The sequence below is a fragment of the Bacteroides sp. 43_46 genome (assembly GCF_001915455.1).
GTDB lineage: Bacteria > Bacteroidota > Bacteroidia > Bacteroidales > Bacteroidaceae > Bacteroides > Bacteroides caccae.
On the sequence record NZ_MNQN01000141.1, the window covers coordinates 118,670 to 143,601 of the forward strand.

A 24,932-nucleotide genomic window follows, 5' to 3' on the forward strand; every position below is an offset into this window, starting at 1 on the left:
TGGCACAAGGTCAGCAAGATAACTTCGAAAAACAAGCAAGGTTATTAAGGAGAACAAGCGTAGAATCTTCACACTTCACATCACAGAGTAAAGCCTTTCGTGTACTATTTTGTACTTCACTTGTACATTCCTGCTCCTTCTTTTCCTTTCAATCATTTACCTTTGCTTCCAATAATTCATCCCTTAAAAATCAACTTCATGAGAAACGTATCACGTATACTTCCGCTATTGCCCGGCATCGCAATGTTGTCAGGATGTAATAATGCCGCTCAAAAGAATAACGGGCAAAACGACCAGAAGCCTAACATTATTTACATATTCGCCGACGATCTTGGTATCGGTGATTTAAGCTGCTACGGAGCAACCAAAGTGAGCACACCCAATATCGACCGTCTGGCCGGACAAGGCGTGCAATTCACGAATGCTTACGCAACTTCCGCCACCAGCACTCCTTCCCGTTTCGGGCTCCTCACGGGTATGTATCCCTGGCGTCAAAAGAACACAGGTATCGCTCCCGGCAACTCGGAACTTATCATTGATACTGCCTGTGTCACTATGGCGGATATGCTGAAAGATGCAGGATACGCCACCGGTGCCGTTGGCAAGTGGCATTTGGGACTGGGACCGAAAGGAGGGACAGATTTCAACAAACAGATCACTCCGAATGCACAAAGTATCGGCTTCGATTATGAATTTATCATTCCGGCAACCGTAGACCGTGTGCCATGCGTGTTTGTGGAGAACGGCCGCGTAGTGGGTCTCGATCCTAATGACCCAATCACCGTCAACTATGAGCATAAAGTAGGCGACTGGCCCACCGGAGAAGAAAACCCGGAACTCGTAACGTTAAAACCCAGCCAAGGGCATAACAATACCATTATCAACGGTATCCCCCGCATCGGTTGGATGACAGGCGGCAAGTCCGCTCTCTGGAAAGACGAGGATATAGCCGACATCATCACCCATAAAGCGAAGAAGTTCATCACTTCCCATAAAGAAGAACCTTTCTTCTTGTATATGGGTACGCAGGATGTACACGTGCCACGTATCCCCCACCCGCGTTTTGCAGGAAAAAGCGGACTCGGCACCCGTGGTGACGTTATCCTCCAACTGGACTGGACCATCGGTGAAATTATGAACACGTTGGATAGCCTCAACATCGCCGACAATACCATTCTGGTCTTTACCAGCGACAACGGTCCCGTCATCGACGACGGCTATCAGGACCATGCCTACGAGCTTCTCAACGGCCATACCCCAATGGGAATCTACCGGGGAGGGAAATACAGCGCTTATGAAGCGGGCACACGTATCCCGTTCATTGTCCGCTGGCCTGCCAAAGTAAAACCGAGCAAGCAACAGTCTCTTTTCTCACAGATTGATGTATACGCCTCACTCGCCTCACTGCTGAATCAGCCTTTGCGCAAAGGTGCAGCCCCCGACAGCCAGGAACACCTGAACACGTTCTTAGGCAGGAACAATACCGGTCGCGAATACATCGTCCAACAGAATCTTAATAATACGCTTGCCATTGTAAAAGGGCAGTGGAAATATATCGAGCCCAGCGATGCTCCCGCCATTGAGTTCTGGACGAAAATGGAACTTGGCAACGACCAACAGCCTCAGCTCTACGATTTATCGTCCGATCCTTCGGAGAAAACGAATGTGGCGAAACAGCATCCTGACATCGTAAAAGAATTAGCTGAATTATTGGAATCTGTAAAAGAGAAATAAATATACCGGAATAACAGAATTGTATGATTTTATACCAATCCTGAATCATTCTATCCACAGGAGAGAGCGTAAATTGCATACATTTGTAACAGAGAAACGATAAAGTCACATTACAACCAAAGTAATATACTGCACAATTCTTCTAACCTTTATCAACAGATTTATATAAAAATCAGACTTTGATCAATTTACCCCCAAAAGAGAGAGGCCCTTCGAGCCCCTCTCTTTCTTTAGTTGATATTTCTCGTATCCTCTTATTTCAATGCCTTCAACCAGGCAGGCACAAAGCCCAGGCGTTTCTCCAGCTGTGCTTCGTAAAGAGACTGCGGCTCTACCGGAGTTCCATTACTTTCGTCCAGTTTTACTTGCTCCTGCACAAAATTCAACGGTTCGCCATGAAAACCGACAATAACGGGCGGAAGGAACTTCCAACCTTTAAAGCCGATACGCCACCAGTCGAATACACCGGCAGGAGCCGAATTACCGCTTGCCGTGCGCGATCTTTCCGAATACATATTCCAAATAGTGAGGTCATCGAGGTGATTGGGAAGTTGGTTGTAATCACCTCCCTGACGATACTGCATGAATCCACCCGTACAATTATCAATCAGCGTAGCACGCGGCTGCGTGGCATGAGACTCAAAGCAGGCATCCAATCCCCAATGTACCCGCCAAATGACAGCACCCATACTCGGTTTTGAGACTCCGCAAGCATGATATTGTCCTGCCCCCTGCTGTATGACGCCTCTATTATCTATTAGAGGTCCGTTGGTACGATCGGTCACTTTGCCGATAAACACCCGCGACGACCCTTGCGACCGAATGGCGGCATGGCCACGATTACCGTCTATCTTAATATCGTAGGCGGACACGTTAGCGGAAGACGTAATCGAGTTGGCCTCACTAACACTTATAAAGTTCACCCGGCGCATCCACGAGTTTGTCAGGCGTGTCATCTTTATCGGTTTATAAGCACCGTCATGCGCCCAGTTTCTGTGATGCTGAAAATCATCGGTGGCATGTCCTACGAAAGTCACGTCTTCTATACCGACTTCCTCATAATGCGGATATTTGTGGATCGCCCAACCCCAACGAGAATCAACTTCGTGCATTATAGGTTCTTTAAAAGTGATTACATTCCCGCTTTTTGCCACAATTTGGTGGAAGTCCTGCACCTGCACACCTACATTTATAATATTCTCCATTGTCGGCTCGGGTGCATAGGGAGACAACTCGTTGCGTACCAGTTCCGGGTCATTGTTCTGTAAATACAGGCATACCCAGTCACCTTTACTCAGCGAGGCCGCATCAGATACTTCCACGCTAAAAGTACCTTTAGCTGCGTTACCCGTAACATCACAGAGTTTCGACAACCCGGAGTTATGTTTAATATCAATCATTACCGGCGACGAATACATGGTAGTAATATCATCCGGCAAGTTCGGAGTATCCATTATCAGCTTTGTTCTTCCTGCGCCATCTCCCTTAATTACAAAATGGCCTGCGAATATATAGATACTGGAACTTTTATTATTTCCTTTACTATCCAAAGAATATGCTTCATCACCTTCCTTTCCCAATACCGGCTTGCCCGGCTCTATTGTATTGTCATCGTCATTATGCAATACGTATTCTCCTTCCGGGAAATAAATGACAATCCGGGCATTTGCATTGTTGTAATTCTTACCGTCCTTACGGGTCATGTTATTCTCCTGCAATATGCTTATCAAGGCTTCACGGGCAGTCATACCACGGGTTTCCATACGTTCTTTCACATTGAAAACTTTATATCCTAATGAGAAAGCCTCCGGAGGTGTCACTTCTCCATGTTTATATCCGGCATACGAATAATCCAACAATACATTGTCATCACTATTCATCAGGAACTTTTTCCACGCTTGTGCTGTGCCGTTATTGCGGGTATCCAGTTTAAGCACACTCCCGCTTGTACGGGATTCCAAAGTGATTGTATTCGTCTGTTCATCTAAAACAGCCGAACGGTAAAGAGAGAAATCAACAGCCGTTTTTCCTTCCAATGACGGAGCCGGAGTGTCACTCAAACGTTGCCACTGATAGCCATTGTAAGAAACTTGCCAACAGCCGTCCTCCCCCAATGCAATTTGAGGAGTAAGAATGCCTTTTCCTGTCTTGTTTAAAGCAGGAGCCGGATTGCCATGCGTATCTGTCAGAATGCGTGAAGTACCTTCCAATTGATAATTCCAGTAACCTTCTTTATCAATTCCAAGAAGGGGAATATCTTTATCGTCGGCAGTTTGAATATAAACATCCGCTATCTGTCGGTTACTCAATTGAAGTTTGTAATTACCCTTCTCGTCAGAGGTGTAGTCTACAATCTCGGCTTTGCCATTCATCATGGCCTGATAAGCCGCGATATTAGTATTGTATTGCGCAGTGAGTTCTGTTAATTGTTCCGGTTGCTCGGGAATAGTTGGGTTATTTATTACTTCATCGTCCGAACAGGAAGTGAAAACTATAACAGCAACCAACATACAAGTTGTCGCTATACTATGTAAATCAAGTTTCATGTTTTTCATATTTCTAAAGTCTAATAATGTTATAAAGGCGAAGAATCCGTTAAACCCAATATTAGCATTAATAGATTCTTCGCCTTTATCAAATTTAATTGCAGCAACTATTCGATAACTGCACCTATACCTTGATATTCCGGTTTAAGAGTATATTTTCCTTCAATGTCAACCAACGTTTCAAAAGGAGTCTCTTTTTCTATGGTTATTACATTATCCTTAAAACCTACCGGCGCGGTTCTAAAATACTGCCAAGTCATCTGAGTATTTTCAAGAGAGGTAAATATTCTATTATTAGAAAAGTCTGTTTCATTGAAAGTAGCTGCACCAATCATTAAAGTAGATAACATTGGGAAAGTCCCACTAGCTGCACAATCCGTATCATACCAGAATAGATTATTTTTCATCGTCCATCCTTCTTCAGCGGTTACTTTAAAAAAGCCGGAGCTATTTCCATGATTACTTAGAATATTAATAACCGTGTTATTTTCAATACTCACATTATCAGAGAACTTTGCATTCGTTCCTTTCAGTAATGCCACAAATAGAACAGAGCGATCCTGTGTAGAGCAATAGAAAACATTATTATGAATCATTATATCTCCATAATTCCCATTATTAAAATTCAAGAAATTAATAACTTTAGTAGTTGCCGATGGAGCCGGCACTGCAATATAACAAGACTCAACCAACAATTTTGATATACCTGACGATGCATTATTAAAATAAGAGAACATCTTGTCCGCCATCATCTCAATCTTACAATGATCTAAATACAGTCTTTCTATTACATCTTTACTTGAACTAGGAAAGTTAAACCAATAATTTGCGGTTAACTCATCAGGAGATAAAGTAATCTCCTTACATAACATTCCAATTTTCGACTCCACATTTTCCAAAGAGACAATCCCTTTGGTCATTACTTTTGAAGAATAATTACTATTCTTTTTCTCTCCTATCAGAATCAGGTCACTCACTGCACCAGTCCAATAAGCCGTAGCACCTTCGGCAATAAAGTAAATACCGCTTTCGGAGATTGATTCACCTTCTTTTACCAATACTCCATTCGGGTTATCATATTTATTAAGTACTACATCACCGATCCTGATATCAAATCCAGCCTGATATTCAGCCCAGTAACTATCACTGGAAGTTTTTGCCTTTATCTGATCTGTTGCTGAATTTACTCCATGAGTCACTTCTACAATAATCGTACACTCGCTCGGAGTTGCAGGAGGTGTCACAGTCACTGTTACTTCCGTTGTTCCAGCCACATATTCCGACAGTTTTGCATTCCAATCAGCAGGTGCTTTTACTCTTACTAAATCACCTTCAGCCAAATTTACTTTCACAGTAAAGGAAGACGCACCTCCTCCGGCTACCAACCAAAGATCATCTGTTACACCTTCGGGAACATTAATTGCACATTCCAATCCTTTCACAATAGGAATCAGATACTCCTTTCCGCCAAAAGTAACTTTAAAATTATCTCCGTCAACAGTTGCGTTGCTGATAGGATTCGAACCTGTATTTATACCTTCAGCCAGACCGTTTTCCAATACTTTCCAGGTTGAACCGTTGTCATAACTCACATACCAATACTTTTTATCTCCATCGGCCGGATTGGGTGCAATCTTAAATTCGGGAGTAATGGTAGCATCTTCCCCATTCTCCGCTTGAGCACGCCAGCCTGTATCTGTACCGCCAATAAACCAATTACCATTTGCACCGATCTCAATAGAAGGATAGTTGCCTCCGGTCACTCCCGGAGTCAAAGTCAATGTTTCGCCATTGCTTAAGGTCAAGGTATAAGTATCACCATTGATAGAGTAATCGGTAATAGTCTTGTTGCCGTCCAACAGCACACGGATAATGTTCATCTCATCGTTCAACTGCTGTACCTGTGCCTCAACATTCGTCACACGATCTTTCAAGGCATCAATGTCTCTTTCCAAATCGTCTGTATTACATGACACAAAAGCCAATGCAAACAAACTGAATAATATGAATGATTTATAGTATTTCATAATGATTTCTTCGCTTAATTATTAATTCAACTTATTCAGCAACCGTCACCTCTAATGATTTAATCAGACGATATCCTTCCTTAGAGAATATCTGGAAATAAACAGTATATTTGCCGGAAGCTAGTCCTTTTGTTTTAATCGTCAGATTATCGGAAGCGTCATCAGTCAAGACTACCTGTACAGGTGTGGGATCTATAATCACTCTGGCTACATTCGTCTGTTTTGCCGTCAATACCGCTGAACCTCCCTTCGCTACATTTACAGAAGTAATATTCGATGAACCACCTTGAGAAAAAGTCATATCCAATCCTCCCAATAAAGGGATCTCGGTTTTCGAGCCGTCTGTAAATTCAAAGGTCACGATATTACCGTTCACCGTTACATCGGCAAATATACCTCCCGGAATCTCTCCAATATTGGCAATGTTGTAACGCCCGTCTATACGTTGAGGTTCTCCACCGCCAACGGCATAACACCAGTAACCGTCCGCATCAATCGAGATGGTTGGAGTTTGTCCGTCGGAACCGTCTACGGGAACAGCAGGACAAGGATTGCCTTCTTTATCTTTCAATTCAACGGTTCTACCGTCAAGGGTATATGTCCAATTTCCGGCTTCATTAATGCCAAGTGTAGGAATATCTCCCGCAGGCTGTCCGCCATAAACAACCAATTCCGTACCGTCACTCAGTGAAAGTGTATAGTTACCCTTTTCATCCATTGTATATCCGGTTACAAGAACAAGTCCTTTCACTGCATCTTGGAAAGATTTGATGCTCGTATTCAAATTTTCGAGATCATCTGTCAAAGCATCCAAACGAGCATTCAGATCGTCGATGTCTTTACGTATATCATCCTTATCATCACAGGAGGTAAAGGTGATGACAGGCAATAAGCAAACTAATAGTATCAATATCTTTTTCATAATTCTTAGTTTTAGCGTTGTGCACCATATTGAGTGTAACCTTCTTTGGGAATGAATGTCCCTGTAGATTTGTTAAAAGTAGCCGGATCAGTGGTATCATAAAGATCAACATCATTACTTGTAAAACCAACTGAAGTATCACCTATCTTATTTTGGAAAACATTCAGATTCAATCCGGTTTCAAAAAGATAAGCATAATTGTTCTCGGCTATTGTTACCTTAGATTCTGCCGCAGATGCCACTCTTATAAGGAATGCCGGATATTCACGATAAGTAAAATAATAAATGTTCTTATTGACTGTGATATCACCAATTTTCGAAGGATAAACAATAGCGGAAGTTTTCCCATTTGAATACCCTGATTCAATATCAATAAAGGTATTGGAAGTTAATGTTAGTTTATTCACACTATAACTTGGCCCTTGGAACACCTTAAAATTCTCCACGTTAGAAGTGGCTTCCGGAACTCCTGAATAATATACAATATTATTTTCAAATCGAAGTTCATTACAGTTCATATTAGTAACCAAGTACAAATTAGTTCCAGTATTTTCAACCTTTATATTAGTATCAGTCATTCCAAAATAGCCAATACTAGCCTTATCTTTCACCTCCGGCATAGCAAAACCCGATCCAAATAATAAGCCGCTTATTGTACACCGGTCGATTATAATACTAGCTTCCTTAGATTGAACACGTACAGGATAAGTTGCTGTTGCTGTATACTTTATATTTGTATTTTTACAAATCAAGGCATTACCAAGATAAATAGACTTATCTATGTTCAGGTTTATTGAAGTAACCTCATCTGAATTAGGAATAATAATTAGATTTTCCACAACTGAGGTTCCTTGGTTATATGTCAATGTCAAATCGTTTGCAGACACGAAATAAACACCACCGGCTATCGCCCCATTAGTAGTAATCTCTTGTGCTTCACCATACTTTTCTTTTGTAATCTCCAGCCCGCCTACAATAACAGCCTGTCCTTCATTATACATATCCAGATTAGAAGCAAGTCCTTTCGGATTCTTCACTTTTATCTTGTCAACTGCCCAGAACAAGCCTTCCTGTACCTGAACAGTTACATCGGCAGTATTATCCGCCGCGGCTCTCGTTAACGTTTTATTCTCAGCAGCCGGAGCAAAGATCAACAACTGATAATTATTTCCTTTTTCATCGGCAACATCCAGTTTGTTCAAAGTAGCTCTCCAACCTTGCGGATAAGTAACCTGCGGATTCTCACCTTCAATCTTAGCAGGAATCACCACTCTTTCTCCTTTATTGATAATCAGGAAGTCCTCATCATCAAATGCAAGACCTGTTCTATCAATAGCACAAACCAAAGTTGCCACGATAGGAAGTGTATGCACAGTCCCATCTTTAAGAGTCACAACAAAGTTGCTACCGTCTACTTTGGCAGATTCAAAGATCTGGTCGCCTAAAGAACTGCCACCGGCAATCCCCTCTCCACCGGGAACATTCGCCCACTCACCGTCACCGAAACGTATCTGCCAATTTCCATTCTGTACACGAAATTCGGGATAGCCCTCCCCATTCTTACCGTTCTCTCCTACGGCTACTACGCCGGTAGAAATACCGTTGATATACCATTTCCCATCATCTCCTATCGTAATCTCCGGTTCGTTGACTGTTCCTTCCTTACCGATAGTCAATGTCAGCTGGGTATTATCACTTAAAGTTATGACATATTTCGCAGCAACCCCATTCTCTTTAACAGTCTCCACTTTACTGACTGTCTTATTCTGAGGATCAAGGATGTAGCCGATCACAGCCAGATTATCATTCAACAGTTTCACCTGCTGCTCGATAAGCGTCACCCTATCTTTCAGGTCGTTTACATCGTCTTTCAGGTCGTCTATAGTACACCCCGCAACCGCAAAGCCCATGATAACGAAAAGTATATACGATTTTATGTACTTCATAATCTATTAGTATTTAAAGTTATTCTGTTACATTGATTATCAATTCACAAGTCTTGGACGCCACATGTGAATAATTTGCGTTATTTATCAGAAACGTAGCAGTATATGTACCCACCTGATTATAAGTATAAGAGTAAGACTCCAGATCCAGAGAAATGTCTTTTACCTTCACTCCCGAATCCGGTTCGGGACATTCCGCCAGATTCAGATAATCGGAAACAAGCCAATTATACTTCCAAGGATTATTGGCAGCCGTACCGTTAATAGTAAATCCGCCGCTTTTTATACTACTCAAGTTCCACATGCCAGTCACTCCCGTTGAAACAGAACCATATTCAAGATCTTTAGGCATATTTTCCGGAGCCTGTTCTTCATACTTCGTCTTATTCTTCATGTTCAATGGAGTAAAGCCGAAAGAACTTGCATAAGCAGTAGTGACACGTCCGTTCTTCCATTTGGTTTCCACACACATATTCAGAATATTGAATGTAGACTGAACAATAGTAGCCTCCGGATCTTCCGGATTATTGGCACTTATTGCTTCTTTCTGATCTCTGTTCAGCACTAAAGCCAGCGTCAGTTTCTTTCCAATATATTCTTTGACCGATTTACTGAAACTCAAAGCTCCGGCTGCACTGGTCACAGGTGCTTGCGGCAGTTGCGCACGTGTGATAAGTTCCTTCCAGGGAGTATTCTTCTCCACAAGTACAGAATCAGCCTCGAAATTATTCTTGCTCATTCCCGGGAAAAAGATCGTATTTCCCGGATTATCAGGATCTTCTTCTTCCGCCAGATACAACACATCAAACTGGTCTTTGCATGAATTGGCTACCCCGTATTGAGCCCAAATCGAAAACTTAAAGTCGCATGACACAATATCTTCTACCGAAATCTCCTTCCGGTCACGATAAATATACTGATGACCGATTTCGCCACTGAAGAAAGAAATGTAATCAGGATCACCGTGAAAGAGAAACTCGACAGGAGTCCCCTTCTTTACAGTCAGGATATTGCCTTCGTACCGTACATTCTCATTGGTAGCCACAGTTACACTGACATCAGTCAGATCCCGGTCCAACTCTTTTTCGCATGAAGCAAACAAGAGAGTTCCCAGAGTTAGTATTAAGAATTTATATGTTTTCATCGTTGTATTCTCTTCAAAAATTATTAATTGGATTAAAGCGGATTACCAACCGGGGTTATTGCCCGTAATCAGTTTGTTGACAGCTTTCTCGGCATCCGGAATCGGGAAGTACTGATAAGCGGAAGATACCCGGAAGAAAGGTGCAGCCTGCCCTCCCTGAGTCCAGTTGTTTCCACTCTGTGCCAGCACTGCCTGCTCGTTCATCTTATCTACAAAGTCTCCCCAACGAATCAGGTCGAAACGACGGAGATATTCAAAACAAAGCTCCATTGCACGCTCATCCTTTATAATAGTAAGAAAGTCCTCACCTGAAGTAATCTGACCTGTAAGATCTGAGATTCCGGCACGGTCACGTACCTCTTTCAGGCATTCTTCGGCCAAGGGCGTCGGGGCACCGTTATATTCATTCTCCGCTTCCGCAATCATCAGCAACACATCCGAGTAACGAAGTATAGGGAAATTGATAGAAGTACGGTTCTTGTCCTTCTTTGCAGCAGGCTCATATTCCCGGCGGAACTTGGCACAACACAAATCTTTCCTTTCCTTACCGGCAGCAACCGCTTTTTTGTAAACATCTCCAATCTGCTCCACCTTACTGTTATATTCTTCACCCTCATTGGCTCCCTCATAATTATACGATCTGTCTCCGTACCAACCGGCACCTTTCACCAGATCATACAACGCCTTGTTTTCAAAAGTTCTTCCTACAATTCCCAAGTCAGTACGGTCCGCAATTCTACGATATGTAAAAGGGGCAATGTTCCAGGTGAAACGTTCATTATCACCATTCGCCACATACAAATCATAAAGTTTCGGAGTTGCCCAAATAAAGCCATAAGAATATCCCGGGTCAGCCTTGCCTACAACATTAGATAAAGAAGAAAAGTCCGAACACTGAAGCCCGATCGTATTTCCGATACGGCCTTCCGAACGCACGTCTCCCGTTCCGTCTCCGGCAAACTCAACTTCCCAGATACTTTCATTGGCAGTCGTATTGTATTTGTCGGAACACATATCAATAAACGGGTCCCAGTAATTAGCGGCAAGCGTATGCCCCTGTGTCCGCACTTTCTGGCCGAAATAGCTGGCACGCTCGAAATACGACTTGTTTTCCGCATCGGCCGGTTTACCGTCGCGCTTATGTTCACCGGCCCAGAATAAATAGACACGTGCCAACATACCCCATGCCGTCGACTTGGAGATACGTCCCGGCTTATAGCTTAACTCTCTGGCAGAGAGCAGCCCTCCGGTTTCTTCATCGGCAGCCTCTTCCATTTCTTTCACGATAAACTTATAAATCACGTTCTTATCCGTACGTGCTATATCCTTATTAGTCACCGTTCCGGACGAATAGGTAGACTCCGTCTTGAACGGCACATCTCCCCAGCACTGCACCAACGTAAAGTAATAAAACGCACGTAAGAAACGAGCTTCCGATTTGTATTGCAAACGGCTCTTATCACTCATTCCGGGGACATTGTCTATCTGTTCCAGAAACATATTGGCACGCTCGATGCCGTTATACAAATTGAGCCAGAGGTTGGTAACCGCCGCATCACTGGTGGTAGTGTTATTACAAATCAATCCTGTATTGGAAATACGTCCGGTAGACCCTCCATAAAACTCCAAGTCGTCACCGCCTGCAAGAACCATGTAATCACCTCCGTAGAAAGTTGACTGTCCTAAGTTCGAATAGATACCGGTCAGGAATGATTGTGCTTCCGCCTCATTCTGGAAATAGTTTTCCGGTACTATTTTATATGGTTCCTTCTCCAAAAAGTCACATGACGCTATCGTACATGTAGCCAACAAAGAAAGGAATGCTATTTTTATCTTTTTCATATCTTCTCTATTTTTATATGATTTCAACTAAATACTAAAACCCAAGATTAATTCCGAAGTTGACAGCATAAGCCCTCGGATAAGCGGAATAGTCAAGTCCCGGTGTCAGGGCACTGTTACGGATAGACACTTCAGGATCATAGCCGGAATAGCCGGATATTGTCCAGAGATTCTGTCCTGCTACGTAAACACGGGCAGTAGAGATTCCCCATTTCCTAAGCGCTTTCTTCGGCAAAGTATAACCCAGCGTCAATGTCTTCAGACGCAGGAAAGAACCATCTTCGATCACACGTGAAGATACAACCTTGTTGGAACTTGAGTTCTTGGCTACCGGTATATTGCTTGTCGGGTTTTCCGGTGTCCAACGGTCGGCATAAGTCGCATACTGGTTCAGGTTACGTGAATTGTTGACGTTTTCAAAGAACAAGCGGTTCGCATTCAACACATCATTTCCGTAAGACCATTGGAAGAAGATACTCAAATCAAATCCTTTATATTCAAAATCATTCGTGAAACCACCTGTATGGATAGGCAAGCCACGTCCGATCATCGTGCGGTCGTTCGTGTCGATTATACCGTCGCCATTCAGGTCTTTATATTTAGGCATACCCGGCTGAGTGTTGTTCTCGCTGGAGAAGTAAGGAACTCCCGGACGCAACACATACGTATCACCGGACTTATAAAAATCTTCGTATTTGTAAGTACCTTCATACATATAGCCGTACATCATACCCATTGAATAGCCTTTCTTCGCAATGTAAGTAGGCTGTGAATTGTACGTCTGGTCGAAATAAGCGGAGGTCAACAAGGAAGTCTGATTCTCCGCCAACTCCAATACCTTATTCTTATTAAAGGCAATATTGAAATTTGTGCTCCAACGGAAACCGTTTCTATTTATATTTATTGTATTCAGGGTAAATTCCAAACCGGAGTTACGCACTTTACCTACATTCTTCATTGCGCTATAATAACCGGTAGAATAAGGCAAGCTTGCATCAAGAAGCAGATCGCGGGTCGTTTTCATGTACCAGTCTACATTAATGCCAATTCGTTCGTCAAAGAAGCCCAGGTCAAGACCGACGTTCCACTGTTCCGTCGTTTCCCACTTCAAATCTTTATTCGCTAGCGAGATAGGTACCATACCGATGCTGTTCTGATTGTTCTCGAACGGATAAACTCCCGAAGGAAGATTGTTCGATGCCGCTTTCGCCATTTTCAACAAAGCATAGGCTTCATATTCACCTACACGGTTGTTACCAGTCAACCCCCAACTGGCACGCAACTTACCATTGGAAAGAATGGACTTATATTCCTTCATGAAGTCTTCTTCGCTGAAGTTCCACGCCAGAGAAGCCGAAGGGAATAACCCATACCGATTCTTTTTGGCAAACTTGGAAGAACCGTCGACACGGAAAGAAGCCGTTGCATAGTACTTTGACATATAATTATAGTTCACACGTCCGAGATAAGACATCATAGACCATGAGGACTTTTCAGAGCTTGTCGTACTTGGGATACCTTCGCTCATGCCGGCCATGCCCAAAGATTCATTGGGGATATTGGTGGTCTTGAAAGAATAATATTCATAGTCGGAATTCTGCAAAGTAATACCAAGCAACGAATTAAAGAAATGCTTCTTGTTAATGTTAACCTGATAGGTCAATACATTTTCGTTCAACCAGGTCAGACGTTGCTGGCGGACTACCTGTGCATTCACCTTATCCGTTGAGATCGGGCTACCATAACGGGTCTTTGAGTTATTAAACGTATCATTGCTACGGGCATCGTACGTGTAACCGCCGGATACCTTCAGTTTCAATCCCTTGATAAATTCATATTCTACAAAACCGTTCAACTGAAGGTTATTCGTATAGTTCTTACGATATTCGTTCTTCAATGACATAATCGGGTTGAAACGATAGTCATTAGTCGGTTCTACTGATGAATCCAGCGCATTGTCCATTAAGGTGCTCAACGGAACATCCGGTTCGGTAACAGGGCGGTAACCCCATACACTATAAAATAAGTTATTCATACCGCTGGATGAATATAAAGAGGTAGAGCTACCGGTCTGAATGGCACGTGCATAGTTGGCAGTAACACTCATATTCAGTTTGCCACGGCGGACAACGGTATTCATACGAGTCTGGAAACGTTTGTAGTTGGAGTTGAGCACGATACCGTCCTGATCGAAATAAGAAGCCGACGCATTGTAACGTACCCCTTCCGTTCCGCCCATCAGGCTGACGTTATGGCTTTGCTGCCAAGCTGTGCGGAAAATCTCGTCCTGCCAGTCATACTGCGGAACACCCCGGTAATCTTCCACCGTCCACTGCTTGCCTTCATGCTCAATCAGGTAGTTCTTTTGGGTATCTGCCGGAAACAGTTCATTCTGCAACTTCACAAACTCATACGCATCCAGCATTGGAATTGTATTGGTGACCTGCTGAAATCCGAAACTTCCGTCATACTTGAGTTGAGGCTTTCCAACCTTTCCTTTCTTGGTCGTGATAATAACGACACCGTTAGCACCACGGGCACCATAAATGGCAGTGGCCGAAGCATCTTTCAACACTTCAACGGATTCAGCGTCGGAAGGGTTAATGGTAGCCGCAATAGCAGGATCTTCTACCGGAAACCCGTCAATAACATATAAAGGTGAATTATCCTGGGTCAGAGAGTTGTTACCACGGATAACGATATTCATCGTTCCGCCCGGCATACCCTCGCCCGAACTTACGTTTACTCCGGCAATACGTCCACCCAAAGTCTGGTCGAATGAAGAAGCAGGCGTTTTCAGCAAATCTTCCATATTTACTTTCGCCACTGCACCGGTCAGGTCTTTCTTCTTCACCTCCTGATAGCCTACGATAACGACTTCGTCCAATGTCTTCGTATCTTCCTTCAAGATGATAGACATGGGCTTGGCCGTCTCGACCGGCAATTCCTGGGTTACATAACCGATAAAAGAGACTATAAGAATAGACTTCTTATTAGGAGCATTCAACGAGAACTTACCATCAAGATCTGTTATCGTACCCTGAGTACCGCCCTTGATCTGAATACTGGCACCTGGGACCGACTCCCCGGTTTGATCAACGACTGTACCCCGTACAAGTACTTGGGCTACTGCCACAGAGAAAGAAAATAAGGTTAACAGCATCATACTGAAGCCTCTCTTCCATGAAAAATTTGTTCGGAATCCGGTTTGCATACTATTAGTTTTACATTTTTAATTAGATTTGTCAATGCGCAAAATTAAGTACTGATACCCTAATTTACAGGGCAAAATTATTCAATTATGATACAAAAACATACATATACCAAAGTATATTCGATGTATCTTTGCACAAAAATAACGTAATGCAAGACATTCTACCCATTCACTTCGCTCCATTGCAAGGCTATACGGAGGCTTTTTACCGTAATGCACACGCTGCCTGTTTCGGTGGCATAGACAGTTATTATACTCCGTTCGTACGACTGGAAAAAGACGGTTTCCGGAATAAAGATGTCCGTGAGATCGCTCCGGAAAGTAATCAGGTGCCTCATTTAGTTCCTCAACTCATAGCTCCGTCCATAGAAAAGGCGGAGACAATCTTATCCCTTTTTATAGAAAAAGGATATAAGGAGGCGGATATTAATCTGGGCTGCCCGTTTCCGCTTCTGGCTAAACGGCACAACGGTTCCGGCATTCTGCCTTATCCGGACGAAGTGAAAACATTATTGGGACTGACTCTGAAATATCCGCAAATCAGTTTTTCCGTAAAGATGAGACTGGGCTGGGAGAATCCCGACGAATGCCTGCAACTCGCTCCTATATTAAATGACCTGCCGCTACGCCACATCACGATGCATCCCCGTCTGGGAAAACAGCAATATAAAGGAAGTGTAGACCTCAATGGGTTCGACGCTTTCCTGAATGTCTGCCAACATCCGCTCATATATAATGGCGACATTAATTGCCCAGATGACGTTCACCGCATCCGGCAACAATTCCCCGCATTGGCAGGAGTGATGATCGGACGCGGACTGCTCGCAAACCCGGCATTAGCTTTGGAGTATAAGGAAAACCGTACGCTGACACCCGACGAGATGAAAGAGAAACTGCATATCATGCATACTTCCGTCTACAATCAGTACGCCGCACAACTGGAAGGAGGCGACGGGCAGCTTCTGAACAAGATGAAAACGTTTTGGGAATATCTCGCACCGAATGCGGACAGAAAACTAATGAAAGCAATCCATAAAAGCACAAGCCTCAGCAAATATAATCAGGCTATCCAAGCCTTTTTTAGTCAACGATAAACTGATTACCAGTTATTTTGTGTAATTTTGCGCCCGTTTATAAACAAGCACATTATGAAAAAATACATTTTAATCTCGCTTTGCCTGCTAACGGCCGCAGGCAGCTTCGCACAGAACAAGGATTTCAAGTTTAAATTCTATGGGCAGATCCGTACCGACTTCTATTATAATAGTCGTGCTAACGAAGAAACCGTAGACGGATTATTTTATATGTACCCCAAAGATAAGGTACGCGATGAGGACGGAAACGACTTGAACTCAACGCCGAACAGCAACTTTTATACCTTGTATTCACGCTTGGGCGTAGATGTGGCCGGTCCGAAACTGGGAACCGCCAAAACTTCCGCCAAAGTAGAATTTGATTTTCGCGGTACAGGTACCTCATACTCGGTAATCCGCCTCCGCCATGCTTATTTGAATCTGGATTGGGGCAAGTCCGCCTTATTGCTGGGACAGACATGGCATCCGCTGTTCGGAAATGTCTCCCCTCAGATTCTGAACCTTTCCGTGGGAGCGCCTTTCCAACCGTTCAGCCGTGCGCCGCAAATCCGCTATCGCTACACTGAAAAGAACTTCCAACTTACGGGAGCTGCCGTATGGCAGTCGCAATATCTGTCGCAAGGTCCTGCCGGAAAGAGCCAAGAATACATAAAGAAAGGCTGTATTCCCGAAATCTACATCGGTGCCGATTATAAGAACGGAGGTTTATTGGCTGGTGTAGGAATCGAAATGTTATCATTGAAGCCACGGACAGAAGCTACCGGAGAAAACAATAAGAAATTTCAAGTAGACGAGCGTATCACCACTCTTTCCTATGAAGCTCACGTTAAATATACCAATAAAGACTGGTTTGTTGGAGCAAAAAGTGTTCTGGGTTCCAATCTCACACAGGCTTCCGGTCTGGGCGGATTCGGAGTGAAGTCTGTCAACGAACGTACCGGAGAACAAAAGTATACCCCGATACGCTTTTCCAGTTCTTGGCTGAACGTTGTTTATGGACAGAAATGGAAACCGGGCGTTTTTGTCGGTTATGCTAAAAACTTGGGGACAAGTGACGAATTATATGCCCCTGACGGAAAAGCACAATTATATGGTACAGGTACAAATCTCGACCAACTTGTCACTGCCGGAGCAGAACTTACTTATAATGTCCCTCATTGGAAATTCGGTTTAGAATATACGCTAAGCTCTGCATGGTATGGTTCTCTTAATACATCCAGCGGTAAAATCAAAGATACTCATGCCGTATGCAACAACCGCATTGTTGCAGTTGCCATGTTTATGTTCTAATCTCTCCCACTAATTTATTTTAATCATATAGCTGCCACCTGTCACCGATTGCAGTTTAACGTTTTGGTTATAAACGGATAAGGCTGTGACGGCAACAGGTGACAGCATTGTGAAGGCAATTTTGCTGTCACCGGAGCTAAAAGACAACAGAAGTAATGAGATTAAAAGTTTCGCGCCTTGAAACTTTTGGTTTACCCATGCGAAACTATAGTTTCATCAGCTTGAAACTAAATTTTCAAAGGCTTGGAACCATTGGTTTCTTACCGATGAAACCAAAGTTTCTCTATGGGGAAACTGTAGTTTCAAGCAGGTGGAACCATCTAAAACCGTCAATACAAGAATAAAATATGCAGCGGCTTATTCGCTTCTTACCTCCTTAACTCCACTTCAAAACTAGCTCCGTCCTTACAAGTAAAGCAAAGTACAGTCTGCTTTTTATCTGCTGAAACCACTTTACAGAAAGGAGTCTCCTTAATCTTCCAATATCCTTTCACAGTTACCGTCACCGGAATCTCTTTACTTTCGTCATTAATCCACGGACGGGAATAAATGCTGCGTTCCACTCGTTTTCCGTCTTCATCAAAGGCTTCGTCACTCGGTCCGCGATATAGTGCCAAGTCCGGTTGAGCTACGGTAAGCAACAACTTGTCGGACGATTCTTTACGAATCATCACCAGACAGGAAGTATCCGCACGCTGCAACAAATCACCGGGAAGTAACGTTTGTGGGGTTTCAAAAAGTACATAAGAATATAAGTTGTCAGTTAACGACTGCACAATATGAGCATTACGGTCCTGCTTCAAAACCTTATATCCCGGTTTCTTGGCAAAGGCCTTCATGGCAGATTCAGTTGTCTGCGGCAACACAGCGTATTCATAGCTGCCGTTCTTGGGGGCTTTGCCATGATCGACTACCAATGAGACCCAGTCCCCTTTCGTTTCTTTGCCCGTATCCTGCAAACGGGAATACTGCGGGAAGTTCTTCTCAAATCTGGCGGAAACGGGTACATAATAACCGGTATTCAAATGATCGATCCATATCTTACCTTCGCCACGGTAGTCGTTCCAATAATCATGTCCCGCCTTATCCGTTACTGCCAACTGGAAAATCGTTGTTTCCGTCGGGTAAGCGGTATTGGTATTTTCAATATCGGAGCCCAGGCAAACAATCATTCCATCGATGAAATGGAAGGATTTTCGCGCCCGGTGAGAACCGTTATATTTATCATGCTCATGCAGTTTCATTCCAAAATTGCCGTTTTCTCTCTTTTGTGACAATCCGCCGGCAAATGCTTCATCGGAGTAAAGCATTTCTTCCATGCCGGAGAATGTATCTACATTCATGACTTTAGCTTTCAACTGTTCCAACGGAAGATGTATGGAAGTTACACCCGGGATACGGTTCCAATCGAAGCCTTCCTGTTGCCAGCCGCTTGTTGCGGGAGTCACCATTTGCCCCGGAGCAGCCGTCAGAATCTGTAAACTGCCATGCGCCAGATAACGGCCATAAAGGTTATGTCCCAAATAATGTTCCGCCGCCCAAAGATAGCGGGAGTGACCGCGGGCCACCGCCGACCAGTTGCCACGACGCTGAACGGATGCACAGCCATAGCCCAATGACAGATTTCCCTGTGGGTCAGGTTCGGCACGGAATCCTTTCTCCACAAGCCGTTTTGCCATCTTCCGCTCCTGTGCATTCGATACTTTCGGCATATATTCCGGTTCCTGCCCATCAGCGGAAGTGTCTGAAACAAGACGCAGGTAAGCGGACGCCATTTCCTTGTCAAACTCCGATTTTCCGTCCGGAGTTCCCGCCATAGCCATCACTGCATAATGCATCGGGACTAATTTCCCCTTTCCATCGGGATGACGGCCGGACATCGACAACGGGAAGTTCAACTTATTACAATAGAAACGCATGGCAAGTAATGCATTTTTCACTGTTTCGTGCGCCAACTCGGATACGGCAAACTCTGTATGATTAAAGAGGTAGATCATATTTGTTGCTCCGTCCAAACCGCCGACAGCATAAGCCGGGTAGTGATTGCGGTGATGAAAAACACCGCCATCGCTCTTGAACGACCCAAACAATCCGGGAGCCGGACGGCAACCGTAATCAATCCAACGGGAGAAGGATTTCAGATATTGCAGCTTCTCCGGGGTATCTTCCATCATCAGGATACTTGCAATGCGACCGGTAGTTTGCGTGTTAAAGGAATCCATATCAATTCCGTTGCCCTCAGGTTTGGGATACACCTCGTTGGTTATCGCATACCAACGCAATGTCTGTTCGGCTTCCGGCAACTTTCCGGCTTCCCGAAGTACGTCTTTCATCAGGAAATAAGCCAGGTATAACCCGCGAACACTATATCCGTAATGGTGAATATTCCCCCAACAGCTACCATAAGCCACTCCCTGATCGGTTATATGGTCATACATCGCCAGAAACTTCTGCTTCATTTCTTCCCGGATTTCCGACTTTGCAGCACTATTATTATAGGCTACGGCAATCCGCCGCATCAAATCAAAGTAAGCACGCATTTCTATGCCGAGTTTAGTCAGCATATCTTTATTCCAATTCGGAATAATCCGTTCATAGGCCTCGGCAGCACGTACCATATAAATAGGTACGCCCGATACTTGCCCGTTCTTGTAAGTAATCTGGTAGAAATCATATTTCTTGCGGATAGTCTCCACTTCCTTGCCCGAGAGCTTGCCTTTTGTATAATTCATGTCGCGGAAACGTTTCTCCAACAGTTGCATTTCTTCTTTTTGCTTGTCGCTGACAGGAGTCAATTCGATATCCGGCTTCAGAAGAGAGTGCTTATAAATAACCAGCCAGTGATTTTTTGTTTCGGGATTAACAAAAGGTACTTGCAAATCGGCTGTCTGCTGACGTGCATCAACCTTCGTTGCAGTAATCAAATGATCGATGAAAAGGCGTCCTTTTGCATTTGGGGCGACAATACGGAGTTCATTCATACCTTCTTCCGGTGTGCCTTGCATATCACGCTCATAACAAACCCATGCGGCACGCCAACCTTTAAAGTTGATTCCGAAAGGGAAGGAGGTGCATTTCTTTCCGTCTTTCAAAAATTCAAATTCAATGGTTGCCTTCTGCGGTTCTTCATTGTATATCCACACGATAAATGCCGAAAGATACAAGTCCTTGCCCGTAGGGTCTTTCTTTTCAAACTTCAGATCTTTCTTGAGTTCCAATACGGCACCGGGATTAAACGCCCATTCCATCGAATGTTTTCCGTCTTTATAATGTGTATCGGAGATAGATAATTGAGACTGGGTGGCGGAAATACATTCCGGTACTTGCAGATCTTCAAAAGAGAACATCCGCTCGTCCGTCACGACTTGCGCATAAAGAAATGCCGGACATAAGAGAGATAGCAGAGTGAATACTCCTAATTTCGTAAAAGCTTGTTTCATCATGGATTTATGGTCTTAGTTAGATTTATTTCTATTAATTCGGTTTTAAAATATCGTCACCTTGAAATCTGTAAACAACACATGATTCTGTAAAAGGCGCAAACCAAAATGCCCGTCTCCCTCACTGCCGGTAATAGAATAACGGAACAGTTCTTCACCGTTAACGGAATAAGTGGTCACTCCCTTTTGTACACGAATACTAATCTGATACCATTGATTCGGAACAAGTAAATGCGGGGTATCCGTATATTCTCGAAGTAATGGTTTCACTTTATTATCCGCTACTCCGTAGTACTTGCCGTTATACCGGCGGAAACGGGTGGTGGAATTATCATTTCCCCCGTATCCAACGTAAAAAAGATCTAATGTATTATAGTTTTTAAAGACACCATTACGCCACTCGCTACGGGCAAAAAGATTATCAGGGTTTTTAGGATCATTGGCAGCCCAAAAGCAGTTTAAATCACTCAGGCGGTCATATTCCCCGCCTTTCATCACCATACAAATGCGATAGTTTATCTCATAATCACCCGTCAGGCGTTGCTGATACCACATCGTTAGCCCACCGGGCACGATTAGTTCTACTGTATCCGCACGCTCTATCATCTGCAAGGCACGGGATTCATCTTCAATCTTCCACTGTTGCACAGAGGTGTTTTCATGTTGTGCATACAGCATGACACTATTCAAAAGAAAAAAAGTAATCAGACAGCAGCTTGTAGAGAATCGTTTCATCATCAATGGCATTAGTTTAAAGACATTCTTTTCGGATACAAAGAAACCCCTCTTTTTTCAAAAAGAGGGGTTCAAATTGTACAAAATATCTCAAATAATGTATTGACAGAGAATTTGTATTACCAGTATCTTATCGTTTTTTCAGCATCGGGTTCCAAATACCAGCCTTTGTTGAGTGTACCATTATTCTTTGCCCATTCGCTAAACTTCGGGTATGCTTCTTCGAAAGCTTTATGCTCAACAGCATGTCTTGTGCCGGCAGGAACTTTGATACCCCAGACAAAACCGTTCTTATTGCAATAGGGGATATTTTCATTGATAGCCTCATCGCCACTTACAAGCGCTGCATCTTTTGCATAACTTTCTTTATAAGCAGAAGTCGGCTGATATCCTCTCATGTGTATTTCTTTTCCCTCATGAGTATAAATGAAGAAGTTCTGTCTCTGAGTATCCAGGATAAGATCTCTGAACACTTTAAGCTGAGCAGTCCTATCCGCTCCTTCCAAATTATCCTTACCGATCAATCGAACCTCTGCACGCAACATAGGCAATCCTTCACGTACTTTTCCCGGCGTTGTCTGGAACAAATCGTCATTGTTATCTTTTAAACTACTCAGGCCGTCCAATGTGATAACCGTTCCTTCAGTCGGTTTTGTATCTACATCCAATTTAGCAAATCGGCTTACAGTTGCTACATCACTGTCCCATCTCCAACCTGAAGCACTAACTGACACACTAGGTTGTGCAGAAAGTTCTACGCCGTTCCCCAAGTCTCTCATTGTTCCCTGACCACCTTTCAACACCAGTTTTGCAGTAATCCGGTCAATATACTTGTTATCCAGGTTTTCTAATATAACGCCCAATCTGGTCGGGTATGTTCCTCCTACGGCGCGGACATCCAAAGTAAGCAGCAACTCTTCTTTACTACCTTGCTTTGCCATTTGTTCTTCGTCCTGACATTCAGTTACCTTTATGTCATATTCAAAAACAACATCGTTGAAATCCTTGTCATACCAGGTCGATTGTTTAGGCCAGCCGTCTTCAAACATAGCGACACCCGTACTGTGATAGAAAAGATAGCCTGCATCCGTCTCGTCTGTCGGTTTCACCGCATCTTCCGGAAGCGAAAGCTTAACCGCTGCTATACGGCTAGTCTCATAAGCAAATTCACCGGTCGGATAAGTTTCACTACGAGTAGCAGGAGATAAAGTAAAAGCAGTCTTTTTCACTGCGCCCGATACTGTGTTGTACTCCATATATACCTTTTCAGTATGAATAGGGACATTCAAGGTAATTGTACGCGGAGCCCCCTCTTTTACAAGTATATTGCCTGCGAGCAGGTGCTCTCCCTTTTCATCAGCATACACTTTAACCAAAGGAGAACTTGCTGCCGGTTCTGTCCCCGTCCCTTCTTTTCCATTCCCAAACTCTGTGTCGGAGCAAGAAGAAGCCACGACTAATGTCCCCACAAGGACATAAATTAACTTTTTAATCTTCATCATTATTCCAGTTTTTAAATTATTGTTTGTTTTTGTTTCCCACGAAACCATAGCTTTCGCAAGCGTAAATCAGGCCCCATTAGTTAACTTATCAAAAATATATTTAACGCTTTATAGTCTTTTTGCTCATCTCACTAACTTTTTCTTGCCTTTTCACCGAAGATTATCCGGAAGTCTCGAAATATACTCCTTAGTGCCTATTCACGGACGATGGATAATATATACAACTTATTTGTTATCTTTGCGAGTAACAGAACATTCAATACAACAAACATAACGTATTTGTTTGAAATATACAAGTTTTCAACTAAATATCTTGAGGGGAAATGGATCAAGTATTGTACGGTATAGATTATATAGAATATTATTTCTATTGGATATATTATAAGTTTATTGGCTATCCTTTAATTATAAGAATATGCTCAATCGCTGTAATGTTCTGTATCATTATGTACCTCTTCTTGTTATTTCATATCACATACGGCATATTCAAGAGAAGGAAAGAAAAGAAGAAATATAATAAGGCTTTCGATAAGTACTATGAAGAAATGAAAGCCATCTCGCTAGACCCGAATGCACTGCCGGAAGAAGAAATAGCCGACAGATTGAAATATGATACGAGAAAACGGCCCAGACCTAACGAACTGCGTATCATCACCCAACTGCTGACAGAAATCAAGAGTGTCCATGAAGATGAAATTAATGAACTCAATTACCAAACCATACAAACCGTATTCCAGATAACCCGCTTCCTGGAACGTGAACTTCAATTCGGTTCCAAAAGATCAAAGATTCAAGCATTGAAACTGATTCAGTCTATCAACGGATACGCTTCCGAGGCTGTATTGGTACGTTTCCTCTATCACCGCGAATTAGAGTTGAGGAACTCTGCACGATATACTTATATGTGGTTAAGCCAGGGAAACCCGTTCCGTTTCTTCGACGAAGATATTGCCATGAAGTTGAGACAATGGGACATGATGGAGTTGCACGCTATTCTGGAGCACCGTAAGAAAGTGGGATATAATACCCCAAGTTTCATCAAATGGGTGAACACGTCAGCTGAGGAGAATGTTAAGATATTCTTTATTAATGAAATCAGGCTATATAATGAAACCGAAAGCGCCCCTATCTTAGCCAAACAGATTAATGCACGTTCCACAGATATCCGTGGAGAAGCCATTAAAACACTGGGCAAATTAAAATACAAAGAAATTGAACCTAAACTGATAGAAATGTATCATGTACAACCAGAAGAGGTCAAACGAAATATAATCGAAGCTATCTCAGACCTAAAGACCGACAAAGCCTTGGGATTTCTTTACAATGCATACGATGAAGCTGATAACTGGGGAACGAAACGAGCTATCCTCAAAGCCCTCTATGCATATAGCGCCATGGGACGGAAAACATTCGATCAATTGGAGAGAAAAGCAGATTCGCATACAGCGATACTATTCGCTCATACCAAGCATCCATTAATCAATCAGTTAAGCTAA

14 protein-coding genes are annotated in these 24,932 nt (G+C 43.3%); 4 read left to right on the forward strand and 10 right to left on the reverse strand.

All coding sequences use genetic code 11. The annotated features are described in order from the left end of the window. The first annotated feature begins 198 nt into the window (after positions 1 to 198). The gene (locus tag BHV72_RS18210; RefSeq protein ID WP_149928144.1) at positions 199 to 1,734 is read left to right on the forward strand and encodes a sulfatase family protein; all 1,536 of its coding nucleotides are present in this window, start codon (positions 199 to 201) and stop codon (positions 1,732 to 1,734) included. A 254-nt stretch (positions 1,735 to 1,988) separates the two neighbouring features. Here the strand turns inward: BHV72_RS18210 and BHV72_RS18215 are convergent, their stop codons facing one another. From BHV72_RS18215 to BHV72_RS18245, 7 genes are all read right to left on the reverse strand, one after another. Beyond that, entirely contained in the window at positions 1,989 to 4,280 is a 2,292-nt protein-coding gene (locus BHV72_RS18215) for a DUF4955 domain-containing protein (RefSeq protein WP_286857327.1), read from the reverse strand. Between the two features lie 107 nt (positions 4,281 to 4,387). After that, positions 4,388 to 6,307 (reverse strand): PL29 family lyase N-terminal domain-containing protein, encoded by a 1,920-nt coding sequence (locus BHV72_RS18220; protein WP_005676945.1) that lies wholly within the window; start codon positions 6,305 to 6,307, stop codon positions 4,388 to 4,390. A gap of 31 nt (positions 6,308 to 6,338) precedes the next feature. Then, on the reverse strand, positions 6,339 to 7,229 hold the full coding sequence (locus tag BHV72_RS18225; protein WP_005676943.1) for a PL29 family lyase N-terminal domain-containing protein: 891 nt from the start codon (positions 7,227 to 7,229) through the stop codon (positions 6,339 to 6,341). Positions 7,230 to 7,240: 11 nt separating this feature from the next. Beyond that, a complete protein-coding gene (locus BHV72_RS18230) occupies positions 7,241 to 9,175 on the reverse strand; it encodes a PL29 family lyase N-terminal domain-containing protein (protein ID WP_055169941.1) in 1,935 nt (644 codons plus the stop codon). A gap of 19 nt (positions 9,176 to 9,194) precedes the next feature. Then, positions 9,195 to 10,319, reverse strand: coding sequence for a DUF5017 domain-containing protein (locus BHV72_RS18235; RefSeq protein ID WP_286857331.1), 1,125 nt, complete (start codon positions 10,317 to 10,319; stop codon positions 9,195 to 9,197). A gap of 42 nt (positions 10,320 to 10,361) precedes the next feature. Further along, positions 10,362 to 12,161 (reverse strand): RagB/SusD family nutrient uptake outer membrane protein, encoded by a 1,800-nt coding sequence (locus BHV72_RS18240; protein WP_022043147.1) that lies wholly within the window; start codon positions 12,159 to 12,161, stop codon positions 10,362 to 10,364. A gap of 34 nt (positions 12,162 to 12,195) precedes the next feature. After that, a complete protein-coding gene (locus tag BHV72_RS18245) occupies positions 12,196 to 15,375 on the reverse strand; it encodes a SusC/RagA family TonB-linked outer membrane protein (protein ID WP_022043148.1) in 3,180 nt (1,059 codons plus the stop codon). A 149-nt stretch (positions 15,376 to 15,524) separates the two neighbouring features. On the opposite strand from BHV72_RS18245, the gene BHV72_RS18250 reads away from it, so the two are divergent. Together BHV72_RS18250 and BHV72_RS18255 are read left to right on the forward strand one after the other, a co-directional pair. Beyond that, the gene (locus BHV72_RS18250) at positions 15,525 to 16,469 is read left to right on the forward strand and encodes a tRNA-dihydrouridine synthase family protein (protein WP_269096597.1); all 945 of its coding nucleotides are present in this window, start codon (positions 15,525 to 15,527) and stop codon (positions 16,467 to 16,469) included. Between the two features lie 54 nt (positions 16,470 to 16,523). Then, positions 16,524 to 17,759, forward strand: coding sequence for a DcaP family trimeric outer membrane transporter (locus BHV72_RS18255; protein WP_286857335.1), 1,236 nt, complete (start codon positions 16,524 to 16,526; stop codon positions 17,757 to 17,759). A 368-nt stretch (positions 17,760 to 18,127) separates the two neighbouring features. Here BHV72_RS18255 and BHV72_RS18260 read toward each other — a convergent pair whose 3' ends face one another. From BHV72_RS18260 to BHV72_RS18270, 3 genes are all read right to left on the reverse strand, one after another. Beyond that, positions 18,128 to 21,202, reverse strand: a complete 3,075-nt coding sequence (locus BHV72_RS18260) for a chondroitinase family polysaccharide lyase (protein ID WP_286857337.1) — start codon at positions 21,200 to 21,202, stop codon at positions 18,128 to 18,130. Positions 21,203 to 21,244: 42 nt separating this feature from the next. Continuing rightward, positions 21,245 to 21,937 carry a DUF6250 domain-containing protein gene (locus BHV72_RS18265; RefSeq protein ID WP_286857339.1) on the reverse strand — a complete coding sequence of 231 codons (693 nt, stop codon included), beginning with the start codon at positions 21,935 to 21,937 and terminating at the stop codon, positions 21,245 to 21,247. Between the two features lie 116 nt (positions 21,938 to 22,053). Next, on the reverse strand, positions 22,054 to 23,433 hold the full coding sequence (locus BHV72_RS18270; protein WP_286857374.1) for an LruC domain-containing protein: 1,380 nt from the start codon (positions 23,431 to 23,433) through the stop codon (positions 22,054 to 22,056). A gap of 326 nt (positions 23,434 to 23,759) precedes the next feature. On the opposite strand from BHV72_RS18270, the gene BHV72_RS18275 reads away from it, so the two are divergent. Next, positions 23,760 to 24,932 carry a HEAT repeat domain-containing protein gene (locus BHV72_RS18275; RefSeq protein ID WP_022043153.1) on the forward strand — a complete coding sequence of 391 codons (1,173 nt, stop codon included), beginning with the start codon at positions 23,760 to 23,762 and terminating at the stop codon, positions 24,930 to 24,932.